The following is an 18,927-nucleotide window of genomic DNA, read 5'->3' as shown; positions in this document are numbered from 1 at the left end:
GCGAATTTCAGTGGTTGTAGAGAAAAAAAACCGGAATGAATTTTACACTTGAATCAACCGACCCGGGCAGTAAAGCAAGGGCAGGTGTTTTAAAAACCGCTCATGGCGACATCCAAACCCCCATTTTTATGCCTGTAGGTACAGCTGGATCTGTCAAAGCAGTACATCAGCGGGAATTAGCAGAGGATATTAAGGCCCAGATTATCTTGGGAAATACCTATCATTTATACCTCAGGCCAGGTTTGGATGTCTTGGAAAAGGCAGGAGGATTGCACAAATTCAACGGTTGGGACCGACCTATATTGACAGATTCCGGTGGTTATCAAGTTTTTTCACTAGCTAATAAAAGAAAGCTAACTGAAGAAGGCGCGATCTTTAAATCCCATATAGACGGGTCCAAACATGTCTTCAGTCCTGAAAGAGTCATGGATATTCAAAGAATCATAGGGGCGGATATTATCATGGCTTTTGACGAGTGTCCTCCTTATCCCTGCGATTATGCCTATGCAAGGAAATCCATGGAACTGACCCATCGTTGGCTGCAGAGATGCATAGAAAGATTTGATACTACCGAAGGAAAATATGGTTTTGATCAGACTTTGTTTCCCATTGTTCAGGGAAGTGTGTTCAAAGATTTGAGAAAACAATCAGCGGAGTTCGTAACTTCATGTGAAAGGGATGGGAATGCTATCGGAGGACTTTCTGTTGGCGAACCTGCCGAAATGATGTACGAAATGACAGAATTGGTCACCGATATTCTGCCCAAGGATAAACCTAGGTACCTGATGGGCGTGGGAACACCCGCCAATATCCTTGAAGCGATAGCGTTGGGTGTGGACATGTTTGATTGTGTGATGCCGACTAGAAATGCCCGAAACGGTATGTTGTTTACATCCGAAGGCATTATCAATATCAGAAATGAAAAATGGAAAGATGATTTCAGTCCGATAGACCCACATATCAATTCTTACGTAAGTACTTTTTATTCCAAGGCTTATCTCAGACATCTGACTATCAGCAAAGAAATATTATCATCCCAAATTGCCAGTATCCATAACCTGAGTTTTTATCTTTGGCTAGTGAGGCAGGCAAGGGAAAAGATCAAAGCGGGTGTATATGCCTCTTGGAAAAACCAAATGGTGGACAAAGTAAGCAGGAGATTGTAATTATGAAGATTCTCGACAAACTCATTATCAAAGATTTTCTTAAGACCTACTTTTTTGTAGTGTTGATGCTGATTTTGATTGTGTTGGTTTTGGATTTCACCGAGAAGAATGATGCCTTTATCAGAAACAATGTACCGGCCAAATATATTCTGGTGTACCTTGGCAATTATGGTCTTTATCTGAATAATTTACTGACTCCCATTACTGTGTTCATTTCAGTGATTTTCATTACTTCCAAAATGGCTGGCAGGACGGAAATCGTTGCAATATTGAGCAGTGGGACCAGTTTTGTCAGGATGTTGTTTCCTTTCTTTATTGCAGCCTCCATGATAGGTGCTGCCAGTTTTTTGCTCAATGGTTGGGTGCTACCGGGCGCCACAGCCAGTGTCACGGAATTTAAATCCAGATGGCTGGAAGATAACAAGTTTTATACCCAACAGAATATCCACGTAAAAGTAGCTCCAGATCTTTATGCCTACATTTCAAGGTATTACACTTCAGGAAATACAGGATATAACTTTACTTTGGAACAGATCAGGGAGGGAAAATTGCTGGCCAAATTATCCGCAGACAGGATTGTCTGGGACACCGCTATCAACTCTTGGTCTGCCAAGAATTGGAGAATGAGGGTGCTTCGTGATGATGGGGAAGAATATACTGTTGGGGAATCTTTGGATACTTTGTTATCCATTACCCCAAATGACTTTGACTTACCAACAAATCACCATGAAACCTTAAAACTACCCGATCTTTCCCGTCAAATAGATGTTTTGGAAGATAGGGGTGCGGATAATGTCAATTATTACAAGATTGAGAAATATGTGAGGTATATGTCTCCGTTTGCGGCTGTTATCCTCACTTTTATAGGTGTGATCGTGTCCTCAAAAAAGACAAGAGGTGGCTCAGGTTTTCAGATAGCATTGGGCTTTTTATTGGCCTTTATCTATATCATCATGTTTTTGCTATCAAGGACTTTTGCAGAGGCAGGGGCTACTTATCCCATACTCGCTGTTTGGACTCCCAATATAGTTTTTGCGATTACGGGATTGTTTTTGTACAAAACTGTCCCCCGATAAATGGAAGATCAGCCTGCAATCAAGGATTATTTGATGCTCCATTTTACAGTTTTGATCTGGGGATTTACCGCTATTTTGGGGCTTTTGATCAGTATTGGGTCTTTGGAACTGGTTTTTTTAAGGACCTTGTTGGCCAGTGCGATTCTGGGAATGATATTTATTTATAAAAAAACTTCCATCAGAGTCCAAAAAGGAGAGCTGATCAAAATTTTAGTGACTGGATTTATAATATCTCTGCACTGGATTCTCTTTTTTTGGGCAGCCCGGATTTCCACTGCCTCCGTTTGTTTGGCTGGTATGGCCACTACTTCTTTATGGACAGCTTTATTGGAACCCATCGCCAACAAAAAAAAGATCAAGCCTTTTGAATTATTCCTTGGCATGATGGTGATAGGAGGTCTGTATGTGATTTTCAGTTTTGAATTGGATTATTGGCTGGGCTTGGTCATGGCAATTGCCTCTGCTTTTTTGAGCGCCGTGTTCACGGTTATCAATGGCAAGTTTACTAAAAGACACAGTCCTTATGTCTTGACTTTTTATGAAATGCTTGGGGCTTGTGTTTTTGCAGCTTTGCTGTTACCCATTTATGGGTTTTTCTTTGCTTCGGAGGGCCTACAGCTGATGCCTACAGCTATGGATTGGTTGTGGTTATTGATATTGAGCGGGATATGTACGGTCTATGCATTTTCCGTTTCCGTGGAGTTGATGCGTAGGGTCACTGCCTTTGCCGTCAACCTGACCATTAATTTGGAGCCGGTTTATGGGATTATCCTGGCAGTATTGATTTTTGGGGAAAAGGAACAGATGACAGGAGGGTTCTATTTGGGGACTCTGATTATTTTGATTTCGGTGTTGATTTATCCGGTGTATAATTATTGGAATAAGAGAAAAGTTTTGAAAAAAAATCCTTTGGGAGTTTAAAGGTTTTTTTTATAATTTTTTTTGGAAGATCATTTCAAGACAACCCCTGTATCCATCTCTCAAAAAGAACATCATACACTTCATAATAGGGAGTCCCGTCTTTTGTGTACTCCTTGTAAATCATTTCAATCTCAAAGTCCTAAAAACATAACTTTACGGGAATGTAATCCTTTAAAGTTATAACTTTATGGGATTTGAATTCTTTACCGAGAGTTACAAAAGCAACAACCTTTTGGTCTATAAAAAAATGATCAGGGCGTTTGTTGGGGATTTTAAATCTTCAAAGTGATTACCTTTTTAATTTTACAACCTCATCAAATCATCCAAAGTCTCAAGAGCTTTTTCCAATTCACTGGAAGAAATTTCACCAATTTTCCTGACTAATCGCTCTTTGGAAATTGATCGGATATGGAATATCAACAACTCTGAACTTTTGGTCAATCCGTTTCTATCATTGGGTTCTATTACCGGATTTCCTTGATAGTTTTTGATTTTGGAGGTAAGTGGGGCGGAAATGACCACAGGTAAATATTTGTTAAGCAAATTGCCACTCAAAATGACAATGGGCCTGAAACCTGCCTGCTCACTTCCTTTGGTCGGATTGAGGTCTGCAAACCAGATTTCACTCTGCCTCATCCTCAATTTGTTTCAAATAGTCCGCCATTCCTTCTTCAGCCATCAGTAAAATATCCTCATCTTGCTCTGCTGATTTATAGGATTTGACATAGGCAGACCTCTTCAAATGTTCCAAATAAAGATTTAGAGCCTGTTCGATCAGTTTGTTTTTTGGCATCGCCATTTTTTTTGCCTGTTCAGCAAGTTTTGCGAGCAATTCATCTGGAAGAGAGGTTGTAAATGTCGCCATATCCTTTTTATTATAATATGTAAATATAAAACATATTTATAATTTACAACAATCCAACAAACGAAAAGTGATTTTCAGGCCATGAAATTTTTTTAGGGGCTTTCCCAAACAAACCAAAAACTGTCGACCCCGAACCTGACATTGCTGCATAATATGCCCCCATTTCATAAAGCTGATTTTTGATGGCAGCCAATTTCGGATATTTGGGGAAAATACTGGCCTCAAAATCATTGATCAAATGTGCTTTCCATAAGGTTTTGTCGGCCAATATTTCCTCTAAGGGTTGATTTGGTTTTTTGGGGTTGACACCTGCATAAGCTTCTTTGGTGCCGATATGTATCTGAGGCTTGACCAACACGATATGGTCTCCTTTCAGGTCGACGTAAACAGGTTCCAATATTTCCCCTCTTCCTGTGGCAATCTTGGGTGTATTTTGAATGAAAAATGGGCAATCACTTCCAAGCTGTGCCGCATAGTCCTCCAAAAACCAATCCTCCAGATGAAGTTCGAAAAGCTTGTTCATCAGTGTCAAAGCAAATGCAGCATCAGCAGAACCTCCACCTAATCCAGCGCCCATGGGGATATTTTTCAGTAAATGAACATGCACATTGGGAAGGTCATTGAAATCCTTTCTCAATAATTTTAAAGCTTTGAGGATTATATTATCCTTTTCATCACCAGGAATAGCAAGACCTGAAACATCAAAAACTGTCTTTTTGTCAACAATCATTTCCAATGCATCATACAGGGGGATAGGTACCATGCATGTTTCGATATCATGGTACCCGTCCTTTCTCTTTGCGGTAATGTATAACCCTAAATTGATTTTGGCATTCGGGAAGCAGATCATTGGGAAAATATTATTTTGTTGAGTGTAAATATGGGTATAATTATGAAATCCTTGAAGTGAGAAGGCTGTCCAATTTTAAAAATAACAATACATGAAGATTACGAGGAAGAAATAAGTTACACCTCTCTTTATATTTAATATGATTTCCTTGAATAAAGGTATTCTTTATCATTTGCGCAAAACATCGGTCATCGGTCACCTGCCATCCAACAATTCAGTAAACTAACATCAAACCCAATACCAAGAATACTTTTCTGATTTCATTAAGTTTTAATCAAGGAGTTGTTGATTCTTCATCATAATAATTTTTTGATTAAAAAAAACTCAATAAAATTCAAAACCGATTAAAAATAATGAAAATTGAAATAATGTTTTGAATTTATCAAAAACTACTCAAAAAAATAAATTTATATTCTTATTAATTATCGATCAACAAAAGTAAATTTTTATAAAAATATAAAAAGCATACTTAAAAATCATTTTTCTGTTTAAAAAAAGAAACTAAATATTGTAAGTGTGGAAATTGGGGTTTAATATTGTAAGAACAAATTCAAAAAGGAACCATAACCACATGTTTAATATAGTCACTCCTCTCAGCTTTATTATTCTCATTTGTAATAAATGATGGGGCGCTAGACTGTATTTGACAAACAACCATACAAACGTAAGTGCCTCAGATGATGAGGCATTTTTTTTTGTAGCTCTTAAACCGACCTAAAATAACCATGAGTTTGAAGAAACACAGTTGGGAAATCAGTCAGAATGAAGAACATCCCGCAGGAAAAGCCATGTTGTATGCCACGGGCATGTCTGACAAACAAATGAACCAGCCTTTTGTAGGGGTAGCCAGTTGTGGCTATGAAAGTAACCCCTGCAATATGCATCTCAATGACTTCGCCGGTCTGATCAAGGAAGCTTCTGCTACTTATGGTCTGACCGGTTTGGTTTTTAACACCATCGGGATTTCGGATGGTATTTCCATGGGTACGCTTGGTATGAGGTATTCCCTTGTTTCCAGAGAGATAATTGCAGATTCTATAGAATCTTTTATTCTCGGGCACTCTTTTGATGGATGCATTGCTGTGGCAGGATGTGACAAAAATATGCCAGGAGCCATTATGGGAATGTTGAGAATCAACAGGCCATCAATCATGGTTTATGGTGGCACGATCCGTTCGGGTAATTATAAAGGTGAAAAGCTAAATATAGTGTCTGCTTTTGAAGCCTATGGAAAAAGGGTAAAAGGAGAATTGGGAGATGAAGATTATGACGGCGTAATTCGAAATGCTTGCCCAGGTGCAGGTGCCTGTGGGGGCATGTACACTGCCAATACTATGTCTTCAGCGATTGAAGCCATGGGAATGTCTTTGCCTTATAGCTCATCCACTCCGGCCACAGCCGATGAAAAATTACAGGAATGCAAAGAGGTGTCCGAGTATTTGAAAATACTTTTGGAAAAGGACATCAAACCAAAAGATATTGTCACCAAAAAGAGTCTTGAAAATGCAGTTACGGTTGCTGTAGCCTTAGGTGGCAGTACCAATGCGGTTTTACATATCCTGGCCATAGCCAAGACAGCGGGGGTTGATTTTACCTTGGCTGATTTTGAAAGGGTCAACCATGCAACACCTTTGTTGGGGGATTTCAAGCCTTCAGGTAAGTTCTTGATGGAAGATCTTTTTGAGCAAGGCGGACTTCCTGCATTTATGAAATACCTTTTAAACAATGGCATGCTTCACGGAGATTGTATGACCGTTACCGGCAAAACTCTGACCGAGAATCTTGCTGATATCGATCCCGTAGTGCCTTCCATGGTCAATGTCATCCACCCCATAGAGCAGCCTATAAAAGAAACAGGCCATTTGTGCATTCTTAAAGGTAATTTAGCTCCTGAGGGTTCTGTTGCTAAAATTTCCGGGAAAGAAGGTAAATCATTTACAGGGCCAGCCAAAGTATTTGATTCGGAACTGGAGGCTAATGAAGCCATTAAAAATAAGCAAGTTAACAAAGGTGAGGTAATTGTTATCCGATACATCGGACCTAAAGGTGGACCAGGTATGCCTGAAATGCTTAAACCGACTTCAATGATTATTGGAGCAGGTTTGGGTTCAGATGTTGCCTTGATCACCGATGGCAGGTTTTCCGGTGGAACGCATGGATTTGTAGTTGGGCACGTGACACCTGAAGCGTACTCAGGAGGCCCAATTGGACTTCTCAAGGATGGGGACATGATTACCATTGATGCAGATTCCCTCAGCCTAAGCTGTGATGTGAGTGATGCTGAAATGGAATCCAGGAAAAAAGTTTGGAAAAATAAAGATCTGAGTGATCTTCAAGGTACCTTGAAAAAATACAACAAGTTGGTATCATCCGCCTCTGAAGGATGTGTGACCGATCAATTTTAATAAATCAACCATGATAAGAGGAGCAGATATCGTAGTAAGATCTCTGATAGCTGAAAATGCTGAATACATTTTCGGTTATCCCGGGGGGGCCATCATGCCCGTTTATGATGCCCTTTATGATTATGCAGACCAAGTGAAACATGTATTGACCCGACACGAACAGGGGGCAATCCATGCTGCCCAAGGATATGCACGGGTTTCAGGAAAAGTAGGTGTGGCTCTTGCTACCTCTGGTCCTGGAGCTACAAATCTGATTACCGGATTGGCAGATGCTCTGATTGACAGTACGCCATTGGTATGTATTACAGGTCAAGTAGCTGCACATCTTTTGGGAACAGATGCTTTTCAAGAAACAGATATGATGGGTCTGTCAATGCCAGGAACCAAATGGAATATTCAAGTAAGATCTGTTGAAGAAATTGCCCCGGCCATTGCCAAAGGGTTTCATATAGCTAGGTCCGGTAGGCCAGGTCCAATATTGATTGATATCACAAAAAATGCGCAAGTCGAATTCGGGGAATTTAATTACGTCCCATGTTTGGGAATCCGCTCTTACAGACCCTACGTTACCGTTGAGCTGCCCAAAGTTCAGGAAGCGGCAGCATTAATCGATAAAGCAGAACGACCTTTTGTCCTTTTTGGTCAGGGAGTGGTGATTGGAAAGGCTGAAGAAGAGCTGAAGGCATTTTTGGATAAAACGGGAATCCCTGCGGCCTCTACGCTATTGGGATCCGGATCTTTGCCAGAAAGTCATCCCGCTTATGTTGGTAAATTGGGTATGCATGGCAACTATGCGCCAAATATGCTCACCAATAAATGTGATGTCCTGATTGCGGTAGGAATGCGCTTCGATGATAGGGTGACCGGAGACTTGAAGAGATATGCCAAACAGGCCAAAGTGATTCACCTTGAACTCGATCCTGCTGAAATCAATAAAAATGTAAAGTGTACAGTTCCTATTTTGGGGGATTGTAAACAAAGTTTATCCATGCTGATTGAAGCGGTCAAGCCGAATAGCCATCCCGAATGGATGCAACGGTTCAGGGAATTTGAGAATGAGGAAAGGGAAGCTGTAATGGGTAAGGACCTTTATGCCACCCAAGGGGGATTGCATATGGGAGAGGTGATCAGGTTGATCAATCAATATAAAGAAGATGACGCTGTATTGGTCACTGACGTAGGTCAGCATCAGATGATAGCTTGGCGTTATTTTGACTACAAAAAAACCAGGACACAGGTTACTTCCGGTGGCCTGGGCACTATGGGCTTTGCACTTCCAGCAGCACTTGGAGCGCAATTGCACAATTATAACAGACAGGTGATCTGTGTAGTAGGAGATGGGGGAATTCAAATGACCATTCAGGAGTTTGGCACTATCATGCAGACAAAAGCGCCTGTGAAAGTGGTTTTGCTCAATAACAATTACTTAGGGATGGTCCGTCAGTGGCAGCAAATGTTTTTTGACAAAAGATATTCCTTTACAGAACTGGAAAATCCAGATTTCATCAAAATTGCGGAGGCTTACAGAATCAAGGCGGTGAAAGTTACCGAAAGAGAAGAACTCAGTGAGGCAGTAGCACAGATGTTTATTCATGAAGGACCTTTCTTCTTAGAGGTGGTTGTAGAAAAAGAAGATAATGTATTTCCAATGATTGCCACAGGTTGTTCTGTGGAAGAAGTCAGATTAAGCTAAGACCTGAAAAGTATATATGAATCGTTATACCATTTTAGTTTACACAGAAAATTTCATTGGAATCCTGAACAGGATCACCATTATTTTCACCAGAAGAGGAATCAATATCAGTGCGCTGACAGCTTCAGAAAGCCGATTGGATGGAATACATAAAATCACCATCGAAGCCACTGTCACAGAAGAGCAGATTATCCAACTTGTAAACCAAATTGAAAAAATTATAGATGTCATCAAAGCCTACTACTTTAAGGATGATGAAGTGGTATATCAGGAGATAGCGCTATATAAAATTCCATTCGATAGCCTTGATCCCAAACTCGAAAAAGTAATCAGACAATTCAATGCTCATATCATTGCGGCTGAGAAGGAGTTTGTGGTCCTTGAATTTACAGGACATAAAGAGGATACACAGGCATTATTGGAAATCCTCAAACCCTTCAACTTGTTGGAATTTTCCCGTTCGGGAAGGGTGGCTATTGCCAAACCAAAGTTTTCTGTTCAAGAATATTTAAATAATCAAACCTAATAAAATAACACTATGAAACTGGAATTTGGATCAGTAGAAGAAAATGTAGTAACCAGAGATGAATTTCCTTTGGAGAAAGCTAGAGAAGTATTGAAAGATGAGGTCATCGCGGTATTGGGCTATGGAGTTCAAGGACCCGGTCAGGCACTTAATTTAAAAGACAACGGCTTCAATGTCATTGTTGGCCAAAGGAAAGGTTCAAAAACATGGAGCAAGGCGGTTGCTGACGGTTGGGTTCCCGGTGAGACTTTATTTGAATTGGAAGAAGCCTGTGAAAAAGGTACGATTCTACAATTCTTACTTTCTGATGCAGGTCAGATTGCAGCATGGCCAATGGTCAAAAAGCACCTTACTCCAGGCAAAGCACTTTATTTCTCTCATGGATTTGGAGTGACTTATAAGGAAAAAACCGGTATCATTCCTCCAGCAGACGTAGATGTCATCTTGGTAGCTCCTAAAGGTTCGGGAACATCATTGAGAAGAATGTTTGTGGAAGGCAGAGGATTGAATTCTTCTTATGCCATCTTCCAAGATGGAACCGGTAAAGCTAAAGACAGGGTTATTGCCTTGGGAATTGGTGTTGGATCAGGATACTTGTTTGAAACTGATTTTTACAGAGAAGTTACCTCAGATCTGACAGGTGAAAGAGGGACTTTGATGGGCGCTATCCAAGGAATATTTGCTGCGCAATATGAAGTATTGAGAGCAAATGGTCATACACCTTCTGAAGCATTCAATGAAACTGTTGAGGAATTGACACAAAGTTTGATGCCTTTGGTGGCAGAAAACGGAATGGACTGGATGTATGCCAACTGTTCGACTACTGCGCAAAGAGGTGCTTTGGATTGGTGGAAGCCTTTCAGAGATGCAACCAAGCCTGTCTTTGAAGAATTATACAACAGTGTCAAATCTGGAAAAGAAGCCCAAAAATCAATTGATTCCAATAGCAAGGATGATTACAGGGTAAAATTGGAAGCTGAATTGAAAGAATTGAGAGAATCAGAAATGTGGCAGGCAGGTGCAACTGTCAGAAAGTTGAGACCAGAAAATAATTAAAAGATGAGTGAAAAGCTTTGGATATTTGATACTACTCTCCGGGATGGGGAGCAGGTTCCCGGGTGTCAGTTGAACTCCCAGGAAAAGATAGTAGTGGCAAAAGCTTTGGAAGAACTCGGTGTAGATATCATAGAGGCTGGATTTCCAATATCCAGCCCCGGTGATTTCAATTCTGTGGTTGAAATCTCCAAGGCGGTTTCTAATCCTATCATCTGCGCCCTTTCAAGAGCTGTTGAGAAGGATATACAAGTAGCTGCTGAGGCACTGAAATATGCCAAAAAAGGCAGGATTCATACAGGTATCGGGGTTTCCCCTTACCATATTCAATACAAATTAAGAACAACCCCGGAAAACATCATTGAAAGAGGGATTAAAGCTGTCAAATACGCCAAATGCTTTGTTGAGGATGTGGAGTTTTATGCTGAGGATGCAGGAAGGGCAGAATTGCCTTTTTTGGCCAAAATCATAGAAGCAGCCATTAAAGCAGGTGCAACAGTTGTCAATATTCCCGATACTACAGGGTACTGTCTTCCAGAGCAATACGGGGCCATCATCCGCTATTTGAAGGAAAATGTTTCCAATATTGACAAAGCCATCATTTCCACCCACTGCCATAATGACCTAGGTATGGCCACTGCCAATACCATTGCCGGGGTCCAACATGGTGCAAGGCAAGCAGAGATGACCATCAATGGAATCGGAGAAAGAGCCGGTAATACTTCTTTGGAAGAAGTTGTAATGGCCATCAAGTGCCATCAGGCTATCCCGGTTTATACCAATATTCAAACAGAAAGAATTTATGGAACGAGCAGGCTGATTTCCAAGTTGATGAATATGCCTGTACAACCAAACAAAGCCATTGTCGGGAGAAATGCTTTTGCGCACTCTTCAGGTATCCATCAGGATGGAGTATTGAAACACCGGGAGAATTATGAAATAATTGATCCCAAAGAGGTCGGTGTGCACGAATCATCAATTGTATTAACTGCAAGAAGTGGAAGGGCGGCGCTGAAACATCATTTGGATGGTTTGGGCGTTGAGTTGGAAGGTGAAGCCTTGCGGGAAGTATATGAGGATTTTCTGACTTTGGCTGACTCCAAGAGGGATATTGGTCCAAAAGATTTATTGGCCTTGGTAGGTAAATACTTAGATGAGTCCTCCTTTATAGAATTGGGCAAAGTGAGTTATCAGTCCAATGGAGAAATCAGTGCAACTGTAGAATTGAAAGTGGGTGAAAAAGCTTTTGTATCCAAAGGCGAAGGGAATGGTCCTGTGGATGCTGTTCTGAAAGCCATAGAAAAAATTGTGAAACCTGATATTGTATTGGAAGAATTTCTAATTCAAGCGATTACTGCTGGAAGTGATGATGTGGCCAAAGTACATATGCGCTTGATGAAAGATGACAAGCCTTACTATGGGTTTGCTTCCAATTCCGATATCGTATTGGCTTCCGCACAGGCATACGTAGATGCCTTAAATAAAATACCAGTCAAAGACAAAGTGATTCTAGCGTAAAATGGAAAAGAAAACATTATTTGATAAAATATGGGATGCACATGTGGTACGTTCTGTACCCGGAGGACCTGATGTATTCTTCATTGATAAGCATTTTATCCATGAAGTGACCAGTCCTGTTGCATTCCTAAATCTTGAAAAACGTGGTGTTGGTGTTTTGTATCCTGAAAGGACCATAGCTACCCCTGACCACAATGTCCCTACTGTAGATCAGGACAAAACCATCAAAGACAAACTTTCCCGCATGCAAGTGGAAAGACTAAGGGAAAATTGTGAAAAATACGATATTGAATTGCATGACCTTGGATCAGCGCATCATGGCATCGTCCATGTGATCGGTCCCGAATTGGGCGTCACCCAGCCGGGAATGACCATTGTCTGTGGTGATAGCCATACTTCTACACATGGCGCATTTGGAGCGATTGCTTTTGGCATAGGTACTTCTGAGGTGGAAATGGTTTTTGCTACCCAATGTATCATGCAGACCAAGGCAAAGAAAATGAGAATTACCGTGGATGGGGAGTTGGGAAATGGCGTGACTTCAAAAGACATCATTCTTTACATCATCGCAAAGATTTCCGCTGCGGGTGCAACAGGGTATTTTGTGGAATATGCAGGATCGGTAATTACACGCCTCAGCATGGAAGCCCGAATGACCATCTGTAACATGAGCATTGAAATGGGTGCAAGAGGGGGGTTGATTGCTCCTGATGAAACTACTTTCAATTATCTGAAAGGTAAGCAATATTCACCCAAAGGTGAGGAGTGGGATAAAACAGTAGCACATTGGAAAACACTTAAAACTGATGATGGGGCTGTTTTTGATAAAGAATATCATTTTGATGGAAATGACATTGAACCAATGATCACATACGGTACCAATCCGGGAATGGGGATCAAAGTCAGAGGTTTTATTCCTACCACAGAAGGAATGGAAGGAAGTAACAAGTCATCTTACCTGAAGTCTTTGGATTATATGGGATTTGCGCCAGGTGAGGCAATTAAGGGCAAGAAAGTGGATTATGTTTTCGTGGGAAGCTGTACCAATGGCAGGATAGAGGATATTCGGTCTGTAGCGGCATTTGTCAAAGGAAAACACAAAGCCGACAACATTACAGCTTGGATTGTTCCCGGATCAAGAGAGGTTGAAAAAATGGCCCACGAGGAAGGTCTTGTAAAGATTTTGGAAGATGCTGGTTTTGAATTGCGTCAACCGGGTTGTTCTGCCTGTTTGGCCATGAATGATGATAAAATTCCTTCCGGTAAATATGCTGTTTCTACCTCAAATAGAAACTTTGAAGGAAGACAGGGGCCGGGAGCAAGGACATTATTGGCCAGCCCACTTACGGTTGCGGCAGTGGCGGTGACAGGTGAAATCAGTGATCCGAGAGAGGTGTTTTAATCCAAATCAAAAATAAAATGGCTTACGATAAATTTAATACACTCAAAAGTACAGTAGTGCCTTTGTCATCAGAAAATGTGGACACAGATCAGATCATTCCTGCGCGTTTCTTAAAAGCGACGGAAAGGGAAGGTTTTGGTGACAACCTTTTCCGTGATTGGCGATACGATGTGGAAGGAAATCCCAAAAAAGATTTTGTGCTCAATGACCCCACTTATTCTGGTAAAATTCTATTGGCTGGTAAGAACTTTGGTTCAGGATCCAGCAGAGAGCATGCGGTTTGGGCGCTCTATGATTATGGATTCAGGTGTGTGGTTTCCAGCTTTTTTGCAGATATCTTCAAAAACAACTGTCTCAATATTGGAGTCCTCCCGGTTACCATCAGCGCTGAGTTTGCAGAGGTCTTGTTCAAAGCTGTTGAAGATGACCCAAAATCAGAGGTTGAAATTGATATTGACAAGCAGACCATTACTTTACTATCAACTGGTCAACAGGAGTCATTTGATATCAATTCTTATAAAAAGGAAAACATGAGAAATGGCTTTGATGATATCGATTACCTCCTTAACATCAAAGAAGAAATCATCACCTTCGCCGAGAATAAATACTGATCTTCTGAATCAAAATATTGTTGATTTTTAAATCAAATCCCGATAGCTATCAGGACTTCAATCTAAAATCTTCAATCTAAAATCTAGAGTCCACATGGGTAACAACAGGAAAATAGAAATCATGGATACCACACTGAGGGATGGCGAACAGACCTCAGGAGTTTCTTTCCTGCCTTCCGAAAAACTCCAAATAGCCAAATTGCTATTGGAGGAACTGAAGGTGGACAGGATTGAGGTGGCTTCAGCCAGGGTTTCGGAAGGTGAAATGGAAGGGGTGAAAAAAATTACCCAATGGGCATCTGAAAAAGGATATTTAGACCGAGTAGAGGTGTTGGGTTTTGTGGATACTCCTGCTTCTGTAGATTGGATTTTGGAGTCAGGCGCTAAAGTAATGAACTTATTAACAAAAGGTTCCGAAAATCACCTGACCTATCAACTAAAAAAGACACCTGAAGCACATTTTGAAGATATCAGGAAAAGCGTGGAATATGCTCAATCAAAAAAGGTAAGCGTCAATGTCTATTTGGAAGATTGGAGTAATGGGATGCGCAATTCAATGAATTATACCATGGACCTCATCGGGCATTTGACTCAATTGCCGGTGAGGAGGATTATGCTTCCGGATACTTTAGGTCTGCTGCATCCTAGGGAAGTTTCCCACTTTATCAAATTGATCACTTCCGAATATGCAGATACCCATTTTGATTTTCATGCCCACAATGACTATGACCTTTCTGTGGCCAATGTGCTCGAGGCCATTTACAATGGAATATCAGGAATCCATACCACTATAAACGGTTTGGGAGAAAGGGCAGGAAATGCCCCCTTGGAATCTGTGATCGCCGTGTTAAAGGATTTTACGGATTTCAGGTTGAGTGTCAAGGAAAATAAGATTTTTAGGGTGAGTAAGTTGGTGGAGCAGTTTTCAGGACAACATATTCCGTCCAATAAACCAGTGGTCGGTGAAAATGTATTTACCCAAACTGCAGGTATACATGCGGATGGAGACAATAAAAAGAACCTCTATTTCAATGACCTCTTACCCGAACGCTTTGGACGACAGCGTAAATATGCCTTGGGCAAAACCTCAGGTAAAGCCAATATTGTAAAGAATATCCAGGAATTGGGTATTTCCCTTGAACCTGATGAACTTACAAAAGTAACCCAGAGGATCATAGAATTGGGAGATAAAAAGGAGCGGGTGACCACAGAGGATTTGCCTTACATCATCTCGGATGTACTCCAAAACAATTCCATTTCCCATACTATCTTTATCGAAGGTTACAACCTCAGCCATTCCAAAGGCCTCAGACCAACTGTTCAATTGAAGATCAATATCAATGGCGAAAGCTATGAGGAAGGCTCTTCAGGAGATGGGCAATATGATGCATTTATGAAGGCCTTGAAGAAAATCTATAAATCCATCAATCGGGAATTGCCAAAATTGATCAATTATCATGTGACCATTCCTCCGGGTGGTAAAACAGATGCTTTTGTAGAAACAGTCATCACTTGGGAATATGGTAAAATATTTAAAACCAAAGGCCTTGACAGTGACCAAACTGTGGCTGCATTAAAAGCTACTGAGAAAATGCTCAACATCATTGAGCAAATCAAAATCAATATACCGGGCAATCCGAAAGATAACCCAGAACAAGAAAAAACGAACTTTTATGGAAATGAATATCGCGCTGTTGCCGGGTGACGGCATCGGCCCTGAAGTAATTGCACAAGCAGTTAAAGTTGTAAATGCTATTGCCAAAAAATTCAATCACAAAATAACCTTTGAAGAAGCGCCTGTGGGTGCCACTGCTATTGATTTGACGGGAGATCCTTATCCCGATTCCACCCATCAAGTTTGCCTGAGAGCGGATGCAGTACTGTTTGGTGCCATCGGCGATCCTAAGTATGACAATGACCCCAAGGCAAAGGTTAGGCCCGAACAAGGCCTGTTATCCATGAGGAAGCAATTGGGTTTGTTTGCCAATGTAAGGCCTACATTCACGTTCCCCTCACTGATCCACAAGTCTCCATTGAGATTGGAAAGGGTAGAGGGGGTGGATTTTGTATTCTTCAGGGAATTGACAGGAGGAATATATTTTGGAGAACCTAGGGGAAGAAACGAGCAGGGTACCAAAGCCTTTGACACCAATATCTATTCAAAAGAAGAAATCACACGTCTTGCAAGGATGGGTTTTGAGGCAGCGCAGAAAAGAAGAAAATTATTGACCTGTGTAGATAAGGCCAATGTGTTGGCGACTTCTAGGCTATGGAGGGAAACCGTCCAGGAATTGGCACCAGAGTATCCTGATGTAAAGGTAGAATACGAATTTGTAGATGCCGTGGCCATGCGATTGATCCAATGGCCAAAGGCATATGATGTGTTGATCACAGAAAATCTTTTTGGCGATATCCTGACAGATGAAGCATCTGTGATTTCCGGTTCCATGGGATTGATGCCATCGGCTTCTTTGGGTACAGAGAACAAGCTTTTTGAACCCATCCACGGTTCCTATCCACAAGCAGCAGGCAAAGATATCGCCAATCCTCTGGCAACTGTATTATCCGCAGCTATGATGTTTGATTATGCTTTCGATCTAAAAGCTGAGGCCCAGGCCATCTCAGATGTGGTCAATAAGTCATTGGCAGCAGGAATCGTGACGGAGGACATTGCTGAGGGTGGGAAAGCCTATAAGACCTCGGAGGTGGGGGATTGGTTGGCGGAGAATGTGTAGAGATGTGAGACGTGAGAGATGAGACGTGAGATTTGAGACACAAGACATAAGATACAAGACGCAAGACGCAAGACATTTCCGTGCATTGATGGATTGCTATTGGTAGAAGACTTTGCCTTGTCATTTCGACCATAGGGAGAAATCTGTAAAGCCTTTAAGGTTAATAGACCTCTCCTGTCGTCGAAGTGACAAGGACAAGTTTTTCTAAATAGCTGTCCAAGTTTTGATGGATTGCTGTTGGCATTGACCTTTCCTTGTCATTTCGCCTGCCTGCCGGGGCAGGAACCTAGAGAGAAATCTTTTGCTCGTAAAGGGTTCATAGAATTCCACTAACGTACCTATGACATAAATGTAAATTGCCCCTCTGCAAGCTCGGGGAACGGAGAATTTGGTTAATTAAGGTGGGAGAGGGAAAAGCGGCGCAGCCGCTTTCCCACTCCCACCACCCAACAAGACAACCCCGGTGGCCGAGCTTGCCGAGGTCAAATTTGGGTGGCCTCCATGTCATTCCTTTTCTGAAAGTTTTTTTTAAAAAATATTGGGGACTCGAGATGACAAGGATAAGCTTTATTTAAAAGTTTTCCTTGTTTGAAGGATTGCTATAGGCATTTACCTTTCCTTTTCTTTTCGATCGAAGGGAGAAATCTTAATTACCAATTCCTCTAATACACACTTAAAGACGATTGAGAACCCAAATCCGTTTACCTATCAAACAAAAAAAAGCCAGTTGGAGATTCCTAACTGGCTTTTTTAAAAAAATCATAATTTGGGGTTAATCTTCAACTGGGCATTCAACTTCTCTTTCAACATCCACATGGACGCCATAGAATTTTACGCCTATAGTAGGTACTGGAATGCTGAATGGACTTTCTGTTGCATTACCTTTTGTGAAAAATTGTCCTGGAGCAGGATTGGATGCAGCAGGTTTAGCACTGTAATGCTGGATTTTCACATTTTCGTCTTTAAAAGCAAACCTAAATCCGGCATTAAGGGTAATGATTATTTCTTCACCTACCAATTTAACTGTGCCAGCATTCATAGTTTGACCTGCAAACAGGGTTACACCTGCTTCTAAAGCAGCTTTAGTAGAATAAGTGGCCCAATTGCCTCTTGTTACATATCTTGTTCCAGCAGCCCAAGCAGTTTCGCCATCATAACATTTTTGCTCATCACAATCCCTCAAAGTATAGCAAATTGTTAAATTACTTAATCCTGCACTACCACCACTAGCATTAACGGGCGAAGCCAAACCAGAATCGCTGTAAATATCAGAACCATAAACATATACATTTGCGTCATTGCTACCTTTAACAATAAAGGCAATAGCATCCAAGCATTTGCCAGCAGGAGGGATGAATGACCAATTTACTGTAGTGCCATTTGTAGTGATATTGAACCCAGCAGGAAAACTAGCATCAAATGCTCCGCCATCATAATTAACCCTATCACTTGAAACTTGGAAAGGATCTAATCCAAAGGCATCAGCTACTTCCTCACAAGTTCTATTGCCACCAGGATTATCTCCATCAATAATATAAGGTGTGATTAATTGAACAGTAGAAATAGGAGTGGAGGCAGTTCCTTTTATCATAGCACTCCAAAGTCCTGAATTCATTTCTGTCAAGTTAAAAGCGGAGGCTAATTCCTCAGCATTTTCCATATTAACATCGTCAGGCCCTTGGGCCTCAAATTGGGAACATGCCACCATAAAGGCGACAATTGCCAGCATCCAAACCTTGTTCAGATTTCCGGCGAAAGAAAAGTTTCTCATAAGTTTTAAAATTTGGTAAATATTTTTATAGTTAAATCTAATAAAATATATGAAAAAGAAATAATAGTATTTGAAATGCAAAAATAAAGTGTTAAAACCCTAATTGTAAAATAATATGGTTTTTAAATGAATAAATAATATTCTGTTATCGCTTTTTTCTAAAAATAATTTATTTATGATAATAAGCAGATTAATTTTGATTATTTAAATATTTTAATTTTGATAAAAAATTTCTATTTTCTTGACATTTATCAATAAAATTATTTTTAAAAAACCGAAAATAATTATTAAAAAAATGGTTTTAGGTGTTTTATGCATTGATTTTAGTCCTAAAT

Annotated in this window: 16 protein-coding genes; 12 read left to right on the top strand and 4 right to left on the bottom strand. The window is 40.8% G+C overall.

Annotation, left to right across the window (positions count from 1 at the left end):
• The first annotated feature begins 35 nt into the window (after positions 1-35).
• From tgt to ACEW8U_RS16590, 3 genes are read left to right on the top strand one after another with little or no spacing between them, the layout of a single operon-like run.
• Positions 36-1,166 carry a tRNA guanosine(34) transglycosylase Tgt gene (gene tgt / locus ACEW8U_RS16600; protein ID WP_373523174.1) on the top strand — a complete coding sequence of 377 codons (1,131 nt, stop codon included), beginning with the start codon at positions 36-38 and terminating at the stop codon, positions 1,164-1,166.
• 2 nt (positions 1,167-1,168) lie between these two features.
• On the top strand, positions 1,169-2,242 hold the full coding sequence (locus ACEW8U_RS16595) for an LptF/LptG family permease (RefSeq protein WP_373523173.1): 1,074 nt from the start codon (positions 1,169-1,171) through the stop codon (positions 2,240-2,242).
• Positions 2,243-3,163, top strand: coding sequence for a DMT family transporter (locus ACEW8U_RS16590; protein ID WP_373523172.1), 921 nt, complete (start codon positions 2,243-2,245; stop codon positions 3,161-3,163). It begins immediately after the preceding gene.
• Between the two features lie 303 nt (positions 3,164-3,466).
• Here the strand turns inward: ACEW8U_RS16590 and ACEW8U_RS16585 are convergent, their stop codons facing one another.
• Genes ACEW8U_RS16585 through ispE form a run of 3 tightly spaced genes read right to left on the bottom strand, consistent with a single transcriptional unit; the run spans position 3,467 to position 4,878 of the window.
• The gene (locus ACEW8U_RS16585; RefSeq protein WP_373523171.1) at positions 3,467-3,799 is read right to left on the bottom strand and encodes a type II toxin-antitoxin system PemK/MazF family toxin; all 333 of its coding nucleotides are present in this window, start codon (positions 3,797-3,799) and stop codon (positions 3,467-3,469) included.
• Positions 3,786-4,028 (bottom strand): ribbon-helix-helix domain-containing protein, encoded by a 243-nt coding sequence (locus tag ACEW8U_RS16580; RefSeq protein ID WP_373523170.1) that lies wholly within the window; start codon positions 4,026-4,028, stop codon positions 3,786-3,788. The genes ACEW8U_RS16585 and ACEW8U_RS16580 overlap by 14 nt, the downstream gene beginning before the upstream one ends.
• 43 nt (positions 4,029-4,071) lie before the next feature.
• Complete coding sequence (gene ispE / locus ACEW8U_RS16575) at positions 4,072-4,878, bottom strand: 4-(cytidine 5'-diphospho)-2-C-methyl-D-erythritol kinase (RefSeq protein WP_373523169.1); 807 nt, start codon at positions 4,876-4,878, stop codon at positions 4,072-4,074.
• A 725-nt stretch (positions 4,879-5,603) separates the two neighbouring features.
• Between ispE and ilvD the strand changes: the two genes are divergently transcribed.
• From ilvD to leuB, 9 genes are all read left to right on the top strand, one after another.
• Positions 5,604-7,283 (top strand): dihydroxy-acid dehydratase, encoded by a 1,680-nt coding sequence (ilvD, locus tag ACEW8U_RS16570; protein WP_373523168.1) that lies wholly within the window; start codon positions 5,604-5,606, stop codon positions 7,281-7,283.
• Between the two features lie 10 nt (positions 7,284-7,293).
• Complete coding sequence (ilvB, locus tag ACEW8U_RS16565) at positions 7,294-8,976, top strand: biosynthetic-type acetolactate synthase large subunit (protein ID WP_373523167.1); 1,683 nt, start codon at positions 7,294-7,296, stop codon at positions 8,974-8,976.
• Positions 8,977-8,992: 16 nt separating this feature from the next.
• The gene (ilvN, locus tag ACEW8U_RS16560; protein ID WP_373523166.1) at positions 8,993-9,502 is read left to right on the top strand and encodes an acetolactate synthase small subunit; all 510 of its coding nucleotides are present in this window, start codon (positions 8,993-8,995) and stop codon (positions 9,500-9,502) included.
• Positions 9,503-9,514: 12 nt separating this feature from the next.
• Complete coding sequence (gene ilvC, locus ACEW8U_RS16555) at positions 9,515-10,558, top strand: ketol-acid reductoisomerase (RefSeq protein ID WP_373523165.1); 1,044 nt, start codon at positions 9,515-9,517, stop codon at positions 10,556-10,558.
• A 3-nt stretch (positions 10,559-10,561) separates the two neighbouring features.
• Positions 10,562-12,073, top strand: a complete 1,512-nt coding sequence (locus tag ACEW8U_RS16550) for a 2-isopropylmalate synthase (protein WP_373523164.1) — start codon at positions 10,562-10,564, stop codon at positions 12,071-12,073.
• 1 nt (position 12,074) lies between these two features.
• Positions 12,075-13,475 carry a 3-isopropylmalate dehydratase large subunit gene (gene leuC / locus ACEW8U_RS16545; protein WP_373523163.1) on the top strand — a complete coding sequence of 467 codons (1,401 nt, stop codon included), beginning with the start codon at positions 12,075-12,077 and terminating at the stop codon, positions 13,473-13,475.
• 17 nt (positions 13,476-13,492) lie between these two features.
• Positions 13,493-14,086, top strand: a complete 594-nt coding sequence (leuD, locus tag ACEW8U_RS16540) for a 3-isopropylmalate dehydratase small subunit (RefSeq protein ID WP_373523162.1) — start codon at positions 13,493-13,495, stop codon at positions 14,084-14,086.
• A gap of 94 nt (positions 14,087-14,180) precedes the next feature.
• A complete protein-coding gene (locus ACEW8U_RS16535) occupies positions 14,181-15,791 on the top strand; it encodes an alpha-isopropylmalate synthase regulatory domain-containing protein (RefSeq protein WP_373523161.1) in 1,611 nt (536 codons plus the stop codon).
• Positions 15,760-16,821 carry a 3-isopropylmalate dehydrogenase gene (gene leuB, locus ACEW8U_RS16530; RefSeq protein ID WP_373523160.1) on the top strand — a complete coding sequence of 354 codons (1,062 nt, stop codon included), beginning with the start codon at positions 15,760-15,762 and terminating at the stop codon, positions 16,819-16,821. The genes ACEW8U_RS16535 and leuB overlap by 32 nt, the downstream gene beginning before the upstream one ends.
• Before the next feature lie 772 nt (positions 16,822-17,593).
• On the opposite strand, the gene ACEW8U_RS16525 is transcribed toward leuB, so the two are convergent.
• The gene (locus ACEW8U_RS16525; RefSeq protein ID WP_373523159.1) at positions 17,594-18,592 is read right to left on the bottom strand and encodes a hypothetical protein; all 999 of its coding nucleotides are present in this window, start codon (positions 18,590-18,592) and stop codon (positions 17,594-17,596) included.
• Positions 18,593-18,927 lie beyond the last annotated feature (335 nt).

The organism is Aquiflexum sp., assembly GCF_041751335.1.
Taxonomy (GTDB): domain Bacteria; phylum Bacteroidota; class Bacteroidia; order Cytophagales; family Cyclobacteriaceae; genus Aquiflexum.
Note: the sequence above shows the minus strand (reverse complement) of the source record. Positions and strands in the feature narration are given on the sequence as shown.

Excerpts from the sequence above, each read along its gene's own strand:
- tgt (WP_373523174.1), top strand. The coding sequence starts at position 36 with ATGAATTTTACACTTGAATCAACCGACCCGGGCAGTAAAGCAAGGGCA.
- ACEW8U_RS16595 (WP_373523173.1), top strand. The coding sequence starts at position 1,169 with ATGAAGATTCTCGACAAACTCATTATCAAAGATTTTCTTAAGACCTAC.
- ACEW8U_RS16590 (WP_373523172.1), top strand. The coding sequence starts at position 2,243 with ATGGAAGATCAGCCTGCAATCAAGGATTATTTGATGCTCCATTTTACA.
- ACEW8U_RS16585 (WP_373523171.1), bottom strand. The coding sequence starts at position 3,799 with ATGAGGCAGAGTGAAATCTGGTTTGCAGACCTCAATCCGACCAAAGGA.
- ACEW8U_RS16580 (WP_373523170.1), bottom strand. The coding sequence starts at position 4,028 with ATGGCGACATTTACAACCTCTCTTCCAGATGAATTGCTCGCAAAACTT.
- ispE (WP_373523169.1), bottom strand. The coding sequence starts at position 4,878 with ATGATCTGCTTCCCGAATGCCAAAATCAATTTAGGGTTATACATTACC.
- ilvD (WP_373523168.1), top strand. The coding sequence starts at position 5,604 with ATGAGTTTGAAGAAACACAGTTGGGAAATCAGTCAGAATGAAGAACAT.
- ilvB (WP_373523167.1), top strand. The coding sequence starts at position 7,294 with ATGATAAGAGGAGCAGATATCGTAGTAAGATCTCTGATAGCTGAAAAT.
- ilvN (WP_373523166.1), top strand. The coding sequence starts at position 8,993 with ATGAATCGTTATACCATTTTAGTTTACACAGAAAATTTCATTGGAATC.
- ilvC (WP_373523165.1), top strand. The coding sequence starts at position 9,515 with ATGAAACTGGAATTTGGATCAGTAGAAGAAAATGTAGTAACCAGAGAT.
- ACEW8U_RS16550 (WP_373523164.1), top strand. The coding sequence starts at position 10,562 with ATGAGTGAAAAGCTTTGGATATTTGATACTACTCTCCGGGATGGGGAG.
- leuC (WP_373523163.1), top strand. The coding sequence starts at position 12,075 with ATGGAAAAGAAAACATTATTTGATAAAATATGGGATGCACATGTGGTA.
- leuD (WP_373523162.1), top strand. The coding sequence starts at position 13,493 with ATGGCTTACGATAAATTTAATACACTCAAAAGTACAGTAGTGCCTTTG.
- ACEW8U_RS16535 (WP_373523161.1), top strand. The coding sequence starts at position 14,181 with ATGGGTAACAACAGGAAAATAGAAATCATGGATACCACACTGAGGGAT.
- leuB (WP_373523160.1), top strand. The coding sequence starts at position 15,760 with ATGGAAATGAATATCGCGCTGTTGCCGGGTGACGGCATCGGCCCTGAA.
- ACEW8U_RS16525 (WP_373523159.1), bottom strand. The coding sequence starts at position 18,592 with ATGAGAAACTTTTCTTTCGCCGGAAATCTGAACAAGGTTTGGATGCTG.